This window comes from Kitasatospora brasiliensis, from assembly GCF_032654805.1.
Classification (GTDB): Bacteria; Actinomycetota; Actinomycetes; order Streptomycetales; family Streptomycetaceae; genus Kitasatospora; species Kitasatospora brasiliensis.
In genome coordinates this window covers 259,788-275,419 of the sequence record NZ_JAUOOW010000004.1, presented here as the reverse complement: position 1 = coordinate 275,419, position 15,632 = coordinate 259,788, and the positions used below count along the sequence as shown (strand labels likewise).

The following is a 15,632-nucleotide window of genomic DNA, read 5'->3' as shown; positions in this document are numbered from 1 at the left end:
TCACCGGATCGACAGAAATGAGAGATGCGGTTCCGAATGGCGGCCGGTGGTCGCCATTCGGAACCGCACCTATATGTCGGAATCGAGACAAATCCGACCGGCATCAGCAGCGGGAGAAATCGCCAGAAGCCAGCAAAATCTTAACCCAATGAACCGCGAACCGACCTGTATGATGGCCGATGTCAGGGCACAGCTTGTTCGCGGTCAGGGGGACAGATGGGCGGGTTGGAATACCGGGCAGACGAGGAGCACGCGGAGTTCGGGAATCCCATCGCCCCCGCTCCGTCGTCCGTGAGTGACGTCCTCTATCTTATCGCCAATCAGCACGCGGATGTGCTCAGTCGGGAAACCCTGCAGAAGATCGACTATGCGAACCTCTGCTACATCAAAGGGAACCTGAAGGCCGCCCTGCTCCTGCTCGACGAAGTCCTGGAAGAATTGGACACCCGGCAGCACGCCCACGGGGACGTCGATGCGTTCCGTCGCTTTCTCGGATACATGGTCGATCAGTCGAAGGGCTGGCAGACCGCCGATGTCGACGAGAACAACGCATACGAGTCGGCTTCGGTCAGGGTCGTCTCGCTGGGCGCCCAATCGGACCGGCACTGGCACCTGGGAAACCTGTTCCTGGGGCTCTCCCTGAACCAGTCGGCCATCCAGCACCTGCAGGGCGCCACCTCGTTATGCAGGGTTTACGTATACGTCCTCCTCGCCAAGAAGCTCACCGACATGCACGTCCCGTACCAGGCGTCCAAAACGATCGACGAAATCCAGGACGTGGTCGACGGAGCCGGATTCCACGCCTTCGGGGCGATGCCGGAAGCCCTCCGCTCGGTGCTGTACCTGCAGTCCAGACAATTCGTCCGGGCCAAGCAGTCCGCCGCGCGGGCCATCAAAATCGCCGAGCAGCGCGAGTCGGCGGTGAGCCGGGGGCTCGCCCTCTCGGTGTCGGCCATGGCCCATCTGCGCCTCGGTGAGCGGGACGAGGCGGCGGCCGCCCTGGAGTCGTTCCGCTCGCAGCCCGCCCCCTACGCCATGACCGACTCGATCGCCCGGGCCGCCGTCGTCGACCTCAGCCTGGCCGCCGCGCGGGAGGAACCCCACGTCGTCGCGGAGCGGATCCGGGCGAACTGGCACCTCCTCGGCACCGATTCGGCCTGCTTCATCGAGGATCCCACCAGGCCGGCGTGGCTGGTCACCGTCGCCCGCCAGGCCGGGGACCTCACCCACGCCCGGCAGGCCCTCCAGGCGATCGAGCGGCTGGCGAGGAGCAACCGCGGGATCCCGGCGCTGGAGACCGCCGCGGCGGGCGCGCGGGCCGCGTACACCCAGGAGGACCAGCCGGCGCCGGCCGGGCGAGTCGATGCAGACCGGCTTCCTCGGGGCGGTGCCGCCTCGCCTCGGCCCCCGGCGGAGCCGGCCACGCTCTGCCTGCCGAAGAAGCTGTCCTCGCTCAGTCAACGGGAAGAGGAGATCGCCCGCCTCGTGGGCCGCGGCATGACGAACAGGCAGGTGGCCAAGGAGCTCGGCGTCTCACCGCACACCGTCAACTTCCACTTGCGCAGCATCTTCCGGAAGCTCTCGATCTCGACCCGGGTCACGCTCGGCCAGATCGCGGCCCAGGCCGACCAGCCGCCGAGCTCCCGGATCAAGCCGGATCAGCAGTGACCGCACGGGCCAGTGCCGAGGCGGTCCGGGCCGGATCGAGAGTGTCGATGGCCTCAAGCTCGGCCAGCACCTCCGTCGAACCTCCGTTGTCGAGGAACTTCTGACGCACGAGCGAGCGGTGGTCCTGGCGCGTACCGACTCCCGCCGATCCGGTGAACGCCTCGCAGTCCTCGGTGAGCGTGGTGCCGTCCGCCAGTTCGAGCTCGACCCGGGCACCGATCGCCATCGTCGCGTTCTCGAAGGTCTCCTCCGGGGCGCCCAGTCCGGCCAGCAGACGCGGTGCGTCCTCGCCGCCCCAGGCGATGAACTCCGGCCAGTCGAGCGCGCGGTCCCCGGCCTGGCGCAGCGCCTCGCCCAGCGGGGAGGTGGCCTGGGCCATCCGCTCCGAGAGCCGCATGTCGTGCTCGACCGTCACCTTGTCCGCCAGGGACCACCGCTCCTGGTCGGACAGGCTCGGGGCGGTGTAGTCCGCCACCCCGAGTGCTCCGGTCAACAGCAGGGTCGCGACGCCGTACCCGACCGACAAGGTGGCGGCTGAGACGCCGGTGCGGGGGCCGTCCAGGGCCGGGGCCACCTTGCGCTCCAACTGCCAGGTCAGCAGGGATCCGTGGACGGTGATGCGGCGCACGTCGTGGGCCCGCACACCGCCGAGCCGCCGGTGGAGCCGCTGCGCGCAGTCGAAGGCCGCGTGCAGGTAGGCGCTGCCGGGCCAGCGCTTGTAGGTCAGGGTGTCGGTGTGCCAACGGTGCCCGAGGCCGGCGGTGACCGCATCGGGCAACGGAACCGCCGACAGCTGTGCCAGCAGCCCCTCCCGGTGTTCGAGGATCGTGTCGGAGCCGGTCAGCCCGTGCGCCGCGGCATCGCACGCGTCGAGCGCCAGGCGAACGGGCGCGGCCGCGGTGAAGGCCTTGACGTCACTGGTCACGACCCCGTGGTGGAGCGGTACGGCCATGATCCCGAACGCGAGGCCCAGGCCGGCCGTCCACTCCCGCAGGGAGGCGTTGCGGGCGTGCAGCCGCGCCGCCGCCGCGCTCGCCAGGTGGCAGTGGGTGTTCGTCTGGCCGCGGAAGAAGGGGCTGAGGATCGTCGCGGCGGAGATCCGCGCGGCGCACTCGTTGGCGACGACGATCGTGGTCAGCAGCGCCTTCCCGTCCAGCGCCCGGCCCGCGGCCTCCGAGACCGCGACGTTCACGGCGCCGGCGGACACATGCCCCGAGTAGGCCACCTCGTCGAAGTCCAGTGCCGTCGCCAGCGCCGCGAGCACGTACGCGGCCTGCTTGGGGTCGCTCTGGACGGGTGGGCCGAAGGCCTCGACGATCGCCCGCCCGATCGGGTGGCGCAGGGAGGCGCGCACGGCCGCGAGGTTGGAGATGAGCTGGCTGCGGGCCGCGTAGCGGGTGAGTTCGGGGACGTCCTCATGGGCCACCGTGCGGGCCCAGGAGGCCAGCCTGTGGGACAGGCTCGCGTCCGGTTCGACGGGCCGTTCGGCCAGGGCACCGGTCGAAGGATCCATGGGTGTTGCGGAGATCATGGTCGAAGTCCATTGTGAGGCAACGGCGTCGAGCGGATTCACGCCGTTGATCCGATGAGGTCGGGCTGCTCCTCCAACGCCTGGTAGGAGCTCTCGTGCCAGAGCAGCGGACGGCCGTGGCCGATCCGCACGGCGGTCAGTCGCCCGTACACGACGACGTGGTCGCCGACCTCCTCCATGGAGCGCAGGTCGCACCAGGCGACGGCCAGCGTTCCGCTGATCACGGGGGTGCCGTGGGACAGCCGGACCCCGGACCCGAGGTCCTCGAAGCGTGCGCCGTCGTTGGGGGGTCGGCTGAACCGGTCCGCGAGATCGCGCTGTTCATCGGCCAGCAGGTGGATCGCGAACCGCCGGGACTGCTGGATCGCGGTCAGTGTCCGGGAGCGCAGGGAGAAGCAGCACAGCAGGATGGGCGGATCCATCGACACGCTGGTCACGGTGCTCACGGTGGTTCCCGCCCACCCGGACGCACCGCACGTGGTGACGACGGCGACGCCTGCGCTCAGCTTGCGGCAGTACTCACGGAACGAATCCTCGCTCATCTCGCTCATCGTCGAGTCGATCGGCGCGAGTGCCAACTCGATGGGCGGAAGCGGGCTGATCTCGGTCATCGGATCACCTTTCGCCGAACCACGGCGGAGCGCCGGCCGGGGTCAGCACGGTCAACGCCGCGGGAATGACATGGATTTGGTAGGACTGTGTGGTCTCCGGCATGACCTCTCCGTCGTGCTCGAAGAGCATCGGCTGCCCGTCGAGCCGCTCGATGCCGATCCGCCGGCCCCGCCCGGTCCGGATTCCGGGGACGTCGTAGACGTGTCCGTTCAGCGCGGCCTGGGCGAAGGCGTTCATGTCCACCGCCGCGGTGACCAGGGTGATGTCGAGCAGCCCGTCGTCGACGACCGACTCCGGCACCAGGTTCAACAGCCCTCCGCGGTAACGGAATCCGCCCACGATCGTCTCGACGATGCCGCCTTCGTAGACGGTCTCACCGTCGACCGTCACCCGGCCCTGGTACGGCACGTACGCCTCCATGGCCGCCAGCGCGGCCGCCATGAGCAGCTCCCGTCCCTTCTCCGGGCGGTTCCTGATGGCCACCAGGCTGGCGGCGAACAGGCCGCTGCCGGATCCCAACAGGACGAGGTGGTCGTTCTGCTCGATCCTGGCGAGGTCGATCGTCCGCGTGATCGCCTCCCCCCGCAGGGCGCGCCCGGCGACCTCCTCCCACGGAGCGTCGTTCCACAGCCCGCGGTAGCTGGAGTTCCCCGTTCCGGCCGGTGCGACCAGCAGCGGCGGGACCGCGGCCGCACCCGACTCGCGGGCCCGGTACAGTCCGGTGACCACCTCACAGATCGTGCCGTCGCCTCCCACTCCGACGACGATGTCCGGCGGCGCGGCCTCGCAGGCCAGCTTGTAGGCGATGTCCGTCGCATCGCCCGGGGCCGCGGTCGTGAGGACCTCCACCGTCGCGGTTCCGACCTGCTCCAGAGCGGCCACCGCCCGGTCGCCGTCGCCACCCGCCGCCGGATTGACTATCGCGACAACGCGCGAATGCTGTTCCATGATCACACCTCTCGCATCGATTCGACCGCAGGACCTCAGGAGCGGATCCTGCGCACCACCCGCACGCGCGCGCCCCGTTTGGGGACCATCGTGATGTGGTGCATCTCGCTGCCCTCGCCGGCGGGGCGGTCGGCCTCCAGGACCACGGTGCGCAGCACCGCGGCCACCACGGTCTCCACTTCGACCTGGGCGAACATGGCGCCCAGGCAGCGCCGCGCGCCGCCGCCGAACGGGATCCACGCGTTCTGCGGCGGGTTGCCCTCCAGCCACCGCTCCGGGCGGAACTCCTCGGCGTCCGGGCCCCAGAGCCGAGGGTCGGACTGCACGGCGACCACCGACGGCAGGACGGAGACTCCGGCCGGCAGTCGGTAGCCCCCGAGCTCGACCGGCTCGGTGAGGCGTCGCGCGACGTTCTGGATCACCGGACGGACCCGCAGCGCCTCCTTGAACACGGCGGTCCGGTACGGATCCTTGGGGTCGTCGAGGCCGGCCCGGACCCGGGCCAGGGCCTTGGGGTGGCGCAGCAGGCGCTCGAAGAGCCAGGCGAGCGCCACCGCCGTCGTCTCGTGCCCCGCGACCAGGAGGGTCATCACCTCGTCGCGCACCACCTCGTCGCTGGGCTCGTCCGCCAGCAGCATGGACATCACGTCGGTGCGGTCGGCGAGTCGGGGGTCCCTGCGGCGCCTGGCGATCTCCGCGTAGATCAGCTCGTCGGCGTGCTCCAGGTTGCGCACCACGTTCCGCCAGGGCCACATCTTGCCGAGCTCGGGGCGGATCCACACCAGGATGTCGGACAGGCCGATGTCGGAGACCTGCCGCAGGGCGTGGCTGAGCTCGGCCGCGCGGCGTGAGTCGTCCACGCCGAGCACGACCCGCACGATGATGTCCAGTGTGAGCGAGTACGCCCGGTCCAGGAGCTTGATGGGCTTTCCGACCGGCCAGCTGCGCGCCTCGTCCTCGGCGATCTCGCGCATGGTCGAGGTCAGCGCCGCGATCTTCTCGTGGTGGAACGGCGGCATCATCCGCTTGCGCGCGGGCCGGTGCTCGGGGGCGTCGAGGGTCAGCACCGAGTGCCGGCCCACGATCGGGACCAGGATCGAGTTGCCCTCGCCGGCGCGGAACACCTCCGGCGCGCCCCGGAACACCTCCTTGATGTCCTCCGGGTTCCGCAGCACGACGAACGGCCCTCCGGGCGCCACCCGCAGGGTGACGACGTCGCCGTACCGGTCGTGCATCTCGGGCATGTAGTGCTGGCGCCCGCGCCGGAAGCGGATCGTCTGCCGCAGCACCGACTCGGAGGGCCCGGGCGGCAGATTGTCCAACGATCCCTCGACCGGCGCGCTGCTCATCGACGCCGCGGACACCAACCGCTGGTTCGCGCTCGCGTTGTCGTGTCCGACGCTGCTCATGTGGTTCCGTCTCCGTCCGTCATGCGTGAGCGCTCCGTCCGACGGGTCGGCCGGTCGGGCCGAGGTCTGAGGAGCGGGGCCGCCCTGCCGCGGTCGTCAGGTGCGCCAGATAGCGGTCGAGCGCGTGGTCCACCAGGCGTCCGCGCGGTACCCAGGGCGCCTTCGGGCGGACCCAGGGCAGGGCGAACGACAGGTGGTCCTTGTCGCCGTTGACGATCCAGCGGGCCACGAAGGCGCCGTGGTACGCCGAGATCGCCAGACCGTGACCGTTGCAGCCGCCCGCGTGGTACAGCTGCGGATCGTCCGGGTGGTGCCCGACGGCCGGCAGTCCGTCGAGCGTCATGCCGACCGGCCCCGCCCAGGTCGACTCGATCTCCACCCCGGCCAGCGCCGGGGACAGCTGCCGGGCCGCTGCCCGGAGCCTCCCGGGGGCGGGCGCCATCGAACCGAACGCACCGCGTCGGACCGCGCCGCCCCCGACGATCAGCCGCCCGTCGGGGGTGAGCCGAAAGTAGGGGGCGAGCTCGCCGTGCTCGATCAGTGGTTCGGTGCGCAGCCCCTCCAGCGCCTTCGCCGCCGCCTTCGGCAGCTTCTCGGTCACGCCGGCCTGTACCCGCACCCCGACCACGCCGGCCGGTGCGCGCAGGGCGGCGCCGTACGCGTTGACCGCCACCACCACATGGTCCGCGACGATCTCACCGTCGTCGGTGGACACCGTGGTCAGCAGCCCCCGCCGGATGCCGCGCACCGGGCTGCGCTCGAAGATGGTCAGCCCGCGCTGCTCGCCGATCCGGGCGAGCTGCGCGGTGAGCGCGGCCGGGTCCAGTGTCGCGGCCGGCGCGTACCGCAGGCCGCTGAGGTAGCCCGCCGCGACGGAGGGCAGCGCGTCCCGCTCGACCAGCGAGACCGGGAGTCCGAGCACCCGGGCGGCGTCGGCCTCCCGCTGCTGGGCCAGTGCGGCCTCCTCGTCCGGGGCGACGATGAGTTGACCGCCGGGGGTCAGGTCGCAGGAGATCTGATGGCGCTCCACCAGATCGAGGACGTGCCGCACCGCGGTGGCCGACCAGAGGTAGGCACCGCGTGCCACGTCGTCGCCGAAGCGGCGGCGGGCCACGGTCAGCGCCGGTCCCAGCCGCGGGCCGAGCAGCCCGGTGCCGCGCCCGCTCGCGCCGGCCGCCACCTGGTCCGCCTCGACCACGGCGACCCGGCGCTCCGGGTCGAGTTCGAGCAGTTCCAGGGCGGCGGACAGTCCGGTCAGGCCGGCACCGATGACGGCGACGTCGAATCGCCGGACGCCGTGCAGGCGCGGGCGCGATGCGGTGTGGCCGTCCGACCAGGGCGTCCCGTGACCGCTCATCACGGGCTCCGCAGGGCGGCGATCGGGCCGCGGCGCCGGTTGCCGGTGATCGCTCGGGCGATCGCCCGAGCATCGGTCGACATGTCGGGGATCTGCCCCGGCGGGAGCCGATAGCCCTGGAAGTACAGGCCGGGCGCGTGCGGAGCGGTCTTGCCGCCGTGCACCAACGGGCGTCCGCCGGGCTGGGAGAGGACCTTGAGGTGCCCCACCAGTCGCTCCATGTCGGGCCGCTGCCCGGTTGCGGCGACCACGACGTCCGGCTTGATGCTCATGCCCTCCTCCAGCAGCACGGCCTTCTTGTCGAAGCCGGTGACACCCGGGACGACCTCGATCAGCCCTTCCTTGACGGCCTGGATCAGGCCGCGGTCGATGGAGCCGTAGGAGTGCCCGGTGCGGGCGCTGCCCGCCATGGTGCCCTCGGTCGGCGGCGCCAGGCCGTAGGGCGTCAGGTCGCCCCACTGCCTCCGGTGCATCACCAGACTGACCCGGTTGACCAGCCAGTGCGGCAGCGGACCGTGCTTGATGGCCTGGCACAGCAGGGAGGTGGTCGCGGTGAGCTTGAACAGCACCGGCATGTGGCGGATCGAGATGCGCACCCGGGAGGCGCCCGCGAGCGCGCACGCGACCGCGATGTCGATCCCGGTCGGCCCGACGCCGACCACCAGGACGTCCTTCCCGACGAAGGGGTCGGGCACCTGGTAGTCGCGGGCGTGCAGGAACTCGCCCTCGAATCCGTCCAGGCCGGGCCAGTCGGGAACGAACGGCTTGCGGTGAAGGCCGGTGGCGACCACGACGTTCTTCGCCGGCAGGTCGCCGATCGAGGTCCGCACCACCCAGCGGCCGTCCTCCCGGTCGACCCGGTGGACCTCGGTCTCGTGGCGGATGTCGGCGTCGAGCACCTCGATGTACTTCTTCATGTAGGCGAGGAAGTCGTTGCGCATCGGCCAGGGGCCGTACTCCGCCGACAGTCGCATGCCTGGCAGCGAACTCAGTCGCCGCCAGGAGTTCATCCGCAGCGACGGGTAGTACGAGTGCCAGGTGGAGCAGGCGATCTTCTCCCGGTCGAGGACCAGGGGGTTCAGCCCGGCTTCCTTCAGCGTCCAGGCCACCGCGAGACCACCCGGCCCCGCACCGATGATGATCGGTCGTTCACTGCTTTGGGACATGGCGCTCCTCATCGGTTCACTCTCAGACCCGTTCGGGCAACGGGTGGTTCACGCCGCGCTGCTCGACGACGCGCCGGTCGAAGTCCGCGAACGCGGGAAGCACCACCGGCTCGAAGGGCACCCGGAAGGACTTCAGGAAGTTGCCGAAGATGGCGCGGTCGCCGCACAGGTGGACCGGCACCACCAGCAGGGCCCACTCGAACCCCGAGATCGCGACCCACGCGCCCACCACCACGGCCTGCGTGACGAAGCTGTGCATCGTGTTGTAGAGCACGTAGTAGGCCTTCGGGATCCGGCCGTCCTTGGCGCGCCGGTACGCGATGGCCCCGGGGATGTAGCCGATCAGGTCGATGTAGGCGAAGAGCAGGACCGCGGGCAGCCAGCGGACCTCGGTGATGTGCCAGAGGAGCAGCACCGCGCTGAGCACCAGCGCGACCCCGTACTCCGCCCGCAGCAGCCGGTACGTCACCTTGCTCTCGTAGCGGTTCAGATGATCCACCGTCGTCTCCCGCTGCTCAGACGGCCAGTGCGGCGGCGGTCTCGCGCTTGCGCTCGATCCTGGCGAGCACGGCCGCGGCGGTTGCCGGGTCGCCCACCACGGTCGCCCCGCCCAGCAGTTGGTGCACGATGGTGGCGATCGCCTCCTTGAGCACCTTGGTCGCGATCGGTTCGAGCACACCGGCCAGGCTCGGGATCCCGAAGTCGAAGGTCGCCTCGAAGGTCACCGCGCAGCCGTCCTCGACGGCGTCCACCTGCCAGCTCCCCCGGAAGATCTCGAAGTCGCCGGCGGTCTGCTCGAAGACGATCCTGCGCTGGGCGGGCTGGAAGTAGTCGACCTCCGACCAGCGCAGCGGACCGTTGCGGAAGAAGATGTCCCACTCGCTCAGGAGCTCGTTCCCCTCGGTCCGGGTGACCACGACCGAGCGGACCTCGTCCACGAACTCCGGGTACTTCTCGAACTCGGCGATGCACCGGAACGCGAAGTCGGCGTCGACGGAGGACTGCAGTTTCAATTCCATGCTACGCATTGGCAAGCACCTCGTACTTGGGGTTCTGCTCGGCGACCGTTCTGGCCGTCCGCTCGAACCGGTCGAGAAGGAACTCCACGTCGGATTCGGTCATGATCGCGGGCGGGGTCAGCCGGACGACGTGGTCGGAGTTGAGCGAGAGGTTCGCGACGACGCTGTTCCCGACCAGGGCGATGAACAGGTCCGCGGCCATCGCGGGATCGGCGAACTCGATGCCGATGAGCAGGCCCGCTCCGCGCACCTCGTAGTGGTGGTGCGACAGGTGGGCGGCCATGATCCGCTTCAGCTCGGCCGTCAGCCGGGCGCCGAGTACGGCGGCCCGCTCGACCAGGCCGTCCTCCTGGATCGCCCGCACGGCCCCGCAGACCGCCGCCATGGTGATCGGCGCCGCCGAGAAGGTCGAGGTGTGCAGCACCGGGTCGCGGTCGAGGACCGCGAAGACCTCCTCGGTGGTGATGGTCGCGGCGACCGGCAGGACGGCACCGCCCAGCGCCTTGCCGGAGCACAGGATGTCGGGGCGGACGTCCTCGGCGTCCACGCCCCACCAGGTGCCGAGCCGGCCGAGACCGGTCTGCACCTCGTCGGCGACCATCAGCGCGCCGTACTTCGTGCACGCCTCCCGCACGGCCGCGAGGTAGCCGGCGGGCGGGATCACCACGCCTCCCTCGCCCTGCACCGGCTCGACGATCACGCAGACCTCGCCGGGGTACTGCCGCAGCACCTCGGTGAGCGCGGCGATGTCGCCGAACGGCACGTGGGAGACGTCCGGCAGCAACGGCCGGAACGGCTCCTGGAAGACGCTCTTCGCCGTCACCGACAGCGAGCCGAGGGTCTTCCCGTGGTAGCCGCCGATCATCGACACCAGGCGGCGCCGCCCGTTCAGGCGGGCGATCTTGATCGCCGCCTCGATCGCCTCCGTCCCGGCCCCGGAGAAGTGCACCCGCTCCAGGCCGGGCGGCGTCACGGAGGTCAGCAGCTCGCCGGCCCGCGCGGCCACCGGATCGAGGAAGATCCTCGTTCCGATCGGGTGGGTTCCCAGCTGCCGTTCCACCTCGCGCACCACGGTGGGGTGCCGGGCGCCGGTGATGAAGACCCCGTAGCCGCCGACGTTCAGGATCCGTTCACCCTCGCTGGTGGTGATCCACGCGCCGGAGGACTCCACCTCCACCTGACCGCCCAGCACCTCGGCCAGGCGGGCCCGCCCCGAACTCATCGTCTGCCGGTACAGCAGCGACACCCGGGCGGGGTCCTTCAGCAATTCCTCGTACATGACCAGACCTCACTTGATCCGCAGCACGCCGCCGGCGAGGTTCGCCGCCAGCGCCTGGTTGGTGCTGGAGCGAGACGGCGGATGGAAGCTGACGCAGTGGCAGGCCGCGGCGAGGTAGGCGACCTCCGGCGAGGAGATGAAGGCCATCCCTCCCAGGGCCTCGACCGCCATTTGCGCGGCGTCGACGATCGCCTCCTGGGCGCCGTACCGGGCGATCATGGCCTTGGTGAGAGCCTCGTTGTCGCCCTCCTTGGCCATCAGCTGCCGGCCGATCCCTTCCAGCAGCAGCGTCGCGGTCTCCAGCCGCACGCCCAGGTCCGCCAGCCGCTCCGCGCCGAGCTTCCCGGAGGCGAAGGCCCGCTCCACCAGGGCGCTGGCCATGCCGAGGTAGCTGGAGGTGATCAGCATCTCGAACCACATGAACCCGACGGTCTGCAACTCGTCCAGCTCGCCCTGTTCACCGATGTCGGTGGGCACCAGCAGGCGGTCGTCGACGAACACGTCGGTCAGCCGGACCTCGTCGCTCTCGGCCCCCGCCAGCACGTTGCTGCCCCAGAACGGGTGGACGGTCACGCCCGGCGTCTCCGCCGGAATGAGCATCAGCACGGTCTCCGAGCCGCCGCCCTCCTTCGGGACCGAGATGCTCGCCGACAGCAGGTCCATCGAGCGCGACATGCTGCACGGCCGCTTCGACCCGTTGACGATCAGGCCGCCCTCCGTCCGCACACCGCCGACGGTGGGCGACAGGATGCCCTGGCCGGGATTGCCCTCGGCGAATCCGGAGGACACCAGCAGGTTCTGGGTGGCGATCCCCTCCAGCAGCGCCCACTCGACACCGCTGGACCGCAGGCTCTCGGCGAGCGTGAAGATGGTCGCCACCGAGAAGTGGTGCATGGTCGACGCCACGGCCAGCGACGGCGAGGCCGCCGCGATGGCGCGGGTGATCTGGATCGCCTCCAGCGGGCTCGCGCCGGCCCCGGCATAGGTCTTGGGGATGACCAGGGCCGACCCGCCGGCGGCCCGGAACAGTTCGAGGCCGGTGTTGCCGGGCTGCTCCAGTTCGAGCATCGGGACGTTCGCCAGCTTGCCCAGCAGGCCCGGGAGGTAACGCTCACAGACGGCCCGTGCCGCATCAAGAGTTCGCATCGCGCTGCTCCTTGTCGACGAGTGGCGCATCGGTCTGCGCGACGATGGAGACGCCCTGGATGTGCGTGGTCCGCAGCAGGGGGTAGTTGGCCTCGCCGAAGGCGCCGCCGGTCAGACCGGTACCGCCGTGCGAGGGCAGCGGGCTGGTGAAGGCGATGTGGGAGTCGTTGACCTTGAGCAGACCCCCGGTGACCGTCTCCACGACGTACCGGTCGATCAGCGACTCGTCCCGCGCCCACAGGGAGTTGCGCAGTCCGTACTGGTTCGTGTTGACGAAGTCGATGAAGCTGTCGAACAGGATTTCGTCGTCCGCCGGTTCGGCGACGATGATGGGCAGCAGCGGGAAGAACGTCTCGTGCTTCACCACGTCCAGCTTCCGGGCGTCCCGCAGGCCGTCGATCCGCAGGACCGTCGGCTCCAGGAAGAAGCCGGAGGTGTCCCGCGTCCCGTCGATCTGGATGCCGTGGCCACCGGTGACGAGGGTGGCACCGCCCTCGACGGCCTCGGACAGGAACTGGTTGAACCTGTCGTGCCGCAGCACGGGCGAGAGCAGGACTCCCTCGTCGTCCGGGTATCCGGGCCGCAGCGCCTCCGCCTTCTGCTTGACCAGGGCGATCAGTTCGTCGGCCACGGCCGGGTGGACCACCGCCTGGTTCGGGACCATGCACAGCTGCCCGGAACCGTAGAAGCTCTCCGCCAGGGCCGAGGCCGCCCCGTCGAGGTCGGCGTCCTTCCAGACCAGGACGACGTCGTTGCCGGCCAGTTCGAGGATCGGCTTCTTGCCGGCCTCGACGCACCTGCGCTCGATCTTCAGGCCGGGCTGGACGTCACCGAAGTACATGATGTCGTTGACGTGGGGGCTGTTGATCCACGCGTCGATCATCGGGGCGGGGTGGCCGCACACGATGTTGAGGACACCGGGCGGCGCGCCGAGCTCGTCCAGGATCGGGGCGATCAGGTTGCGCAGCACGTGGGTGACGCCAAAGGGCGCGGTGCGCGGCGCCCGGACGACGACCGCGTTGCCGCCGGGAATGCTCATGGTGCCGAGCAGCGCGCTGACCAGGGGCGCGTTCGCGGGCGGGGTGATGCACACCACGCCGTCGGCCTGGCGCCGGACGATGTTCCGGCGGCCGTCGACCGTGAACTCCTGCCACAGCTGGCCGCGCAGGAAGTCGGCCGACTCCTTGCGGGACAGTTCGAGCATCCCGGAGATCTCCCACCGCGCGAGCTCCAGCGGGTGGCCTTCGAGGGTCAGCATGCGGACGATCTCGTCCTCGTGCTCCTGGATGGTCGAGGCCAGCAGCTCCAACCAGCCGTCGAAGCGGGTCGAGAGCGGGACCGCGCGCCAGATCTTCGTGGCCGCCGCGGCGGCGGCCAGCGCGTCCTCGATCGTCTCCGGCTCCGCCACTGCCACCCGGCCGACGACCACGCCCTCGGGCACCTCGTCGAGCGGGATCGAGCCGGCTTCCAGCTTCCGCTTGAGCGTGAGGCTCGCGAAGGAGTCGTCCAGAACCGTGCGCGCGGAGAGGGCATACACCCACTGACCGCTCTCGACGTCCTTTCCTCGGACGTAACTACCCAATGAGGGTATTCGGTTGGCTTCGACGTTCACTGTCAAGATGTCCCCGCAATCTAGATGCAGATGACCGTGCGGCACCCTTCGGTCCGCTCCGCTGCCTGTGATCCGCGGACCAGTATTGGCGACCGTTCTGAAACGGCTCTGAATCCGTTCCCCCCGCGGTGTCGACCGCGCGTCAGGAGCGGCCCGCTACCTTCGATCCCACCGAGCAGCCGAAGGTGAGGACAGAACATGACGGCTCCTGACTCGCTCTATGCGCAAGGCCAGGACTGGAAACTGTCCGCCCTTGAGTGCCACGCGGACAACCCGAGCGCATTCCTTGCGCTCAACAGCGGCAACGAGTACTTTACGAGCGCCGGCATCGATGGTTACATCTGCTACCGTCCGCAGGGACGGCGGTGGATCCAGTTCGGGGGCCCGTTCACCGACTCCGGCAGCAGGCGGGAGCTGGAATCCCGGTTCCTCGCACACGCACATTCCAAGAAACGCAAGGTCATCGGCGTACAGCTCCAGCGCGAGGACGCCGAGCTGCTCGCCGGACTCGGCCTCGTGGTCAATCAGGTGGGCGCTTCCTACGCCGTGGAGCTGGAGGATTTCAGCCTTCGCGGCAAGCGTTTCGTCAAGCTGCGGAACAAGATCTCCCGGGCCGTTCGGGAGGGGCTTGAAATCACGGAGGTGGATGCCACACAATTCACCGAGGAAATCGGGAACATCGATTCGCTGTGGCTCCGCCAGAAGGGCAAGCACACCAAGGAGCTGACGTTCCTCATCGGCGAGATCGGCGGCCCGTGGCAGGCGCAGCGCAAGCTGTTCGTCGGCAGGATCGACGGCAACCCCATCGGATACATCTCCTTCGCTCCCGTGTACGGGACGCGCCCCGGGTGGCTGCATGACCTGAGCCGGCGGTTGCCGGACTGCCCGCCGGGGGTCATGGAGGCAATCAATTCCCATGCCATCGAGCACTTCCGTTCACTGAAAGCGCCTTGGCTGCACTTCGGCTTCACGCCGTTCACCAGCCTGGACGACAGCCACCGGCTGCCGACCGCGAGCCGTGCCGCCGAGCGGATCATTCGTCTCGTCGCCGAGAAGGGGGACTCCCTCTACCCGGCGAAGAGCCAGCTGGAATACAAGATGAAGTGGTATCCGACGGCGGTGCTCCCCGAGTACTTCGCCTTCGACGGCGGAATCTCGCCGCGTTCCTTGTGGAGCGTGGTGCGAGCGACCAACATTGTGTGATCCCCCTGTTCCGGGAAGGGTACTCGAAGCGGCCTAACGAGGATCGGGTTCGCCCGATCGGGTTCACGCCCACGCAGGTTCGAATCCTGCCCCTTCCGCTCATTGGATACACCCGGCCTCGCCTGCCCCGGCAGGACCCGAGGCGTCGAACCGAGCTCGGAATCGAATCGAACACAGAAGGGAGTCAGACATGACCGAAGTCAGTTCCGTCGCCCATTGCGACGTCCCGCTCGAAGTCGCCTTCGAGTACCTCGACGACTATCGGAACGTGACCGACTACTGGTACGGAATGCAGAGTTACCAGCCGGTGGGCGAACTCGACCACGGCCTCGATTCGGTCTTCGAGGCGACCTCGAAGCTCGGGCCGAGCACCGTGAAGTCGACGGTCAAGACCGTGCGGTGGGAGCGGAACGCGCTGGTGGAGTACAAGTCGGTCTCCGGGCTGGACACCGCCACGAGCTTCGTGTTCTCCGCCGTCGACGAGTCCCGCAGCACGGTGGAATTCCGGATCGAGTTCCACCTGCCCGGCGGCATCGCGGGCCGGGCCATGGAGAAGACCCTGGCGCCCTTCGTCCACACCGCCGTCGAGAGCACGGCGCGGAGCATCTCCGTGCGGGTCGCCGAGTACTACGCGGCCCGGCAGGCCGCCTCCGGCGCCACGGAGTAGCACCGGCGGTTCCCG

Annotated in this window: 14 protein-coding genes and 1 tRNA gene; 4 read left to right on the top strand and 11 right to left on the bottom strand. The window is 69.7% G+C overall.

The window, feature by feature from the left end; all coding sequences use genetic code 11:
* The first annotated feature begins 216 nt into the window (after window positions 1-216).
* Window positions 217-1,668 (top strand): helix-turn-helix transcriptional regulator, encoded by a 1,452-nt coding sequence (locus QWJ13_RS17380; protein WP_316525475.1) that lies wholly within the window; start codon window positions 217-219, stop codon window positions 1,666-1,668.
* On the opposite strand, the gene QWJ13_RS17375 is transcribed toward QWJ13_RS17380, so the two are convergent.
* The 11 genes from QWJ13_RS17375 to QWJ13_RS17325 are packed head-to-tail and all read right to left on the bottom strand — an operon-like array spanning window position 1,649 to window position 13,672.
* Window positions 1,649-3,181, bottom strand: coding sequence for an MmgE/PrpD family protein (locus QWJ13_RS17375; RefSeq protein WP_316525474.1), 1,533 nt, complete (start codon window positions 3,179-3,181; stop codon window positions 1,649-1,651). The genes QWJ13_RS17380 and QWJ13_RS17375 overlap by 20 nt on opposite strands.
* 56 nt (window positions 3,182-3,237) lie before the next feature.
* Window positions 3,238-3,810 (bottom strand): flavin reductase family protein, encoded by a 573-nt coding sequence (locus QWJ13_RS17370; RefSeq protein ID WP_316525473.1) that lies wholly within the window; start codon window positions 3,808-3,810, stop codon window positions 3,238-3,240.
* Between the two features lie 4 nt (window positions 3,811-3,814).
* On the bottom strand, window positions 3,815-4,759 hold the full coding sequence (locus tag QWJ13_RS17365) for a diacylglycerol/lipid kinase family protein (RefSeq protein ID WP_316525471.1): 945 nt from the start codon (window positions 4,757-4,759) through the stop codon (window positions 3,815-3,817).
* Window positions 4,760-4,794: 35 nt separating this feature from the next.
* Entirely contained in the window at window positions 4,795-6,168 is a 1,374-nt protein-coding gene (locus QWJ13_RS17360; RefSeq protein WP_316525470.1) for a cytochrome P450, read from the bottom strand.
* A gap of 19 nt (window positions 6,169-6,187) precedes the next feature.
* Window positions 6,188-7,525 carry an NAD(P)/FAD-dependent oxidoreductase gene (locus QWJ13_RS17355; protein WP_316525469.1) on the bottom strand — a complete coding sequence of 446 codons (1,338 nt, stop codon included), beginning with the start codon at window positions 7,523-7,525 and terminating at the stop codon, window positions 6,188-6,190.
* Window positions 7,525-8,691 carry a flavin-containing monooxygenase gene (locus QWJ13_RS17350; protein WP_316525468.1) on the bottom strand — a complete coding sequence of 389 codons (1,167 nt, stop codon included), beginning with the start codon at window positions 8,689-8,691 and terminating at the stop codon, window positions 7,525-7,527. Before QWJ13_RS17350 ends, QWJ13_RS17355 begins: the two co-directional genes overlap by 1 nt.
* A 22-nt stretch (window positions 8,692-8,713) precedes the next feature.
* Entirely contained in the window at window positions 8,714-9,190 is a 477-nt protein-coding gene (locus QWJ13_RS17345) for a hypothetical protein (RefSeq protein ID WP_316525467.1), read from the bottom strand.
* Between the two features lie 16 nt (window positions 9,191-9,206).
* Window positions 9,207-9,710, bottom strand: a complete 504-nt coding sequence (locus QWJ13_RS17340; RefSeq protein ID WP_316525466.1) for a type II toxin-antitoxin system RatA family toxin — start codon at window positions 9,708-9,710, stop codon at window positions 9,207-9,209.
* Between the two features lies 1 nt (window position 9,711).
* Window positions 9,712-10,989: an aspartate aminotransferase family protein gene (locus QWJ13_RS17335; RefSeq protein ID WP_316525465.1), complete on the bottom strand. Its 1,278-nt coding sequence runs from the start codon at window positions 10,987-10,989 to the stop codon at window positions 9,712-9,714.
* A 9-nt stretch (window positions 10,990-10,998) separates the two neighbouring features.
* Entirely contained in the window at window positions 10,999-12,135 is a 1,137-nt protein-coding gene (locus QWJ13_RS17330) for an acyl-CoA dehydrogenase family protein (RefSeq protein WP_316525464.1), read from the bottom strand.
* Entirely contained in the window at window positions 12,122-13,672 is a 1,551-nt protein-coding gene (locus QWJ13_RS17325; protein WP_316525462.1) for an aldehyde dehydrogenase family protein, read from the bottom strand. Before QWJ13_RS17325 ends, QWJ13_RS17330 begins: the two co-directional genes overlap by 14 nt.
* Before the next feature lie 273 nt (window positions 13,673-13,945).
* On the opposite strand from QWJ13_RS17325, the gene QWJ13_RS17320 reads away from it, so the two are divergent.
* The 3 genes from QWJ13_RS17320 (at window position 13,946) to QWJ13_RS17310 (ending at window position 15,617) form a co-directional block, all read left to right on the top strand.
* Window positions 13,946-14,950, top strand: coding sequence for a bifunctional lysylphosphatidylglycerol flippase/synthetase MprF (locus QWJ13_RS17320; protein WP_316525461.1), 1,005 nt, complete (start codon window positions 13,946-13,948; stop codon window positions 14,948-14,950).
* A gap of 13 nt (window positions 14,951-14,963) precedes the next feature.
* A tRNA-OTHER gene (locus QWJ13_RS17315) sits at window positions 14,964-15,048 on the top strand.
* A 92-nt stretch (window positions 15,049-15,140) separates the two neighbouring features.
* Complete coding sequence (locus QWJ13_RS17310) at window positions 15,141-15,617, top strand: SRPBCC family protein (RefSeq protein ID WP_316525460.1); 477 nt, start codon at window positions 15,141-15,143, stop codon at window positions 15,615-15,617.
* Window positions 15,618-15,632: the final 15 nt, after the last annotated feature.

What these genes read in the sequence shown, in the direction of transcription:
- QWJ13_RS17380 (WP_316525475.1), top strand. Translation starts at nt 217, where the DNA reads ATGGGCGGGTTGGAATACCGGGCAGACGAGGAGCACGCGGAGTTCGGG.
- QWJ13_RS17375 (WP_316525474.1), bottom strand. Translation starts at nt 3,181, where the DNA reads ATGGATCCTTCGACCGGTGCCCTGGCCGAACGGCCCGTCGAACCGGAC.
- QWJ13_RS17370 (WP_316525473.1), bottom strand. Translation starts at nt 3,810, where the DNA reads ATGACCGAGATCAGCCCGCTTCCGCCCATCGAGTTGGCACTCGCGCCG.
- QWJ13_RS17365 (WP_316525471.1), bottom strand. Translation starts at nt 4,759, where the DNA reads ATGGAACAGCATTCGCGCGTTGTCGCGATAGTCAATCCGGCGGCGGGT.
- QWJ13_RS17360 (WP_316525470.1), bottom strand. Translation starts at nt 6,168, where the DNA reads ATGAGCAGCGTCGGACACGACAACGCGAGCGCGAACCAGCGGTTGGTG.
- QWJ13_RS17355 (WP_316525469.1), bottom strand. Translation starts at nt 7,525, where the DNA reads ATGAGCGGTCACGGGACGCCCTGGTCGGACGGCCACACCGCATCGCGC.
- QWJ13_RS17350 (WP_316525468.1), bottom strand. Translation starts at nt 8,691, where the DNA reads ATGTCCCAAAGCAGTGAACGACCGATCATCATCGGTGCGGGGCCGGGT.
- QWJ13_RS17340 (WP_316525466.1), bottom strand. Translation starts at nt 9,710, where the DNA reads ATGGAATTGAAACTGCAGTCCTCCGTCGACGCCGACTTCGCGTTCCGG.
- QWJ13_RS17335 (WP_316525465.1), bottom strand. Translation starts at nt 10,989, where the DNA reads ATGTACGAGGAATTGCTGAAGGACCCCGCCCGGGTGTCGCTGCTGTAC.
- QWJ13_RS17330 (WP_316525464.1), bottom strand. Translation starts at nt 12,135, where the DNA reads ATGCGAACTCTTGATGCGGCACGGGCCGTCTGTGAGCGTTACCTCCCG.
- QWJ13_RS17320 (WP_316525461.1), top strand. Translation starts at nt 13,946, where the DNA reads ATGACGGCTCCTGACTCGCTCTATGCGCAAGGCCAGGACTGGAAACTG.
- QWJ13_RS17310 (WP_316525460.1), top strand. Translation starts at nt 15,141, where the DNA reads ATGACCGAAGTCAGTTCCGTCGCCCATTGCGACGTCCCGCTCGAAGTC.